This window comes from Kitasatospora sp. NPDC002543 (genome assembly GCF_053594915.1).
On sequence record NZ_JBSFWR010000238.1, the window covers coordinates 1 to 1,395 of the forward strand.

At 72.2% G+C, this 1,395-nt stretch carries 2 protein-coding genes; one reads left to right on the forward strand and one right to left on the reverse strand.

The window, feature by feature from the left end; all coding sequences use genetic code 11:
- Nucleotides 1-222 precede the first annotated feature (222 nt).
- Nucleotides 223-765, forward strand: a complete 543-nt coding sequence (locus ACWD4P_RS38230) for a hypothetical protein (RefSeq protein ID WP_449782824.1) — start codon at nucleotides 223-225, stop codon at nucleotides 763-765.
- Here the strand turns inward: ACWD4P_RS38230 and ACWD4P_RS38235 are convergent.
- On the reverse strand, nucleotides 755-1,291 hold the full coding sequence (locus ACWD4P_RS38235; protein WP_449782825.1) for a hypothetical protein: 537 nt from the start codon (nucleotides 1,289-1,291) through the stop codon (nucleotides 755-757). The genes ACWD4P_RS38230 and ACWD4P_RS38235 overlap by 11 nt on opposite strands.
- Nucleotides 1,292-1,395 lie beyond the last annotated feature (104 nt).

Sequence of the window (1,395 nt, forward strand, 5' to 3'; positions counted from 1 at the left end):
GGTCCGGCACCTTGGTGGGTGCCGGACCCTTCCGACTGTGGAGCGCCAGGCCCGGGTCGCACGGACTCTTCCTACTGAAAGTAGGACGTGCTCTGGTAGCACCGCTGACGCCTGACGGGAGATCATCTCTCCCGCGCTGAAGGGAACATTAGCAGCTCAGCGCCTGTGCGCCGAATCGCGGCCGGGCCGGGGGGTCGTACGGGCGGTCTAGGCTTCGTGATCATGTACGAGCGTTGGGACGTGCTGCCGGACGGCGAGCGTGAGCAGTGGGTGCTGGAGCCGTTCGAGGGCGTGGGGCCGCTGCGGTTCGGGATGCTGATCGACGAGGTGTCCAACACCCTGAGCCGCCGCACCGGCGACCTCCAGCGGTACTCGGGCCCGTGCCTGGCCGAGGACCCGTACGGGCTGGTGACGGGTCGCTACCGGGACTTCGGGCTGACGCTCTACTACTGGGACGAGCGGTTGCGGGGGGTCTCGGCGGACGCGCTGTGCGGGCCGCAGGTGTCGGTGGAGGGGGTGGCGCTGACCGGGCGGCGGCCGTCCGAGCTGGGGAGGTGGCTGTGGGACCGGGCCGATGCCCTGGCGCCGGTCGAGGAGCTCGTCCTGATGGGCGGGGGCGAGTTCTGCTCGGAGTCGCTCGGGCTGGTGATCGGGGTGCAGCGGGCGGGGGACGGGCTGCTGTCGCGGCCGGTGTTCTTCTCCGCGGAAGGCCTGCCCTGTCTGCACGACTTCCTGCCTGACGAGGCTTTTCGGATCACCGGATGATCCAGGCCTCGTCCGGGAGGACGAGGGCCGGGTTCCGGGTGGCCTCACGCGAGAGCAGGACCGGCCGCGTGAGGAGGAGGTCGTGGGAGCGCTGGAGGCCGATCACCAGCCCGAGGGTCCGCGAGGCCGGCTGACCTCCGGGCATGCGGAGGATCTCCGGTGTGGGCGGGCGGGTGGCGCGGTCGGTGATCCACCGTTCGAGGACCGAGGGGGTCCGTCCGGTGAGCGCCGTCCCGTCCGCGAGGACCTGGGGGCCCTTGAGGGCGTCGGCGGCGATGCCGAGCAGGGCTTCCCGCCGGTCGAAGTAGAGCGTCAGGCCGAGGTGCCGGAGTCGGCACTCCAGGGCGGGGCCGCGGGAGTCGAGGGTCGCGGAGCCGGGGCTGCCCAGTGCGGTGAGGGCCTCGTCGTGGTTCATGCCGAAGCGGAGCGGGCCGGCGCCGACGAAGGGATCGAGTGTCCATTGGGGGCGCTCGCCGTCCGGGGTGGGGGTCCACCAGAAGTCGAACAGGGACTGGGGGCCGGACATCGCGGGCCTCCTGGGGCGGCCGGGGCGGGAATGCGGAAGGGTCCGGCACCTTGGGAGGTGCCGGACCCTTCCGACTGTGGAGCGCCAGGCCCGGGTCGCACGGA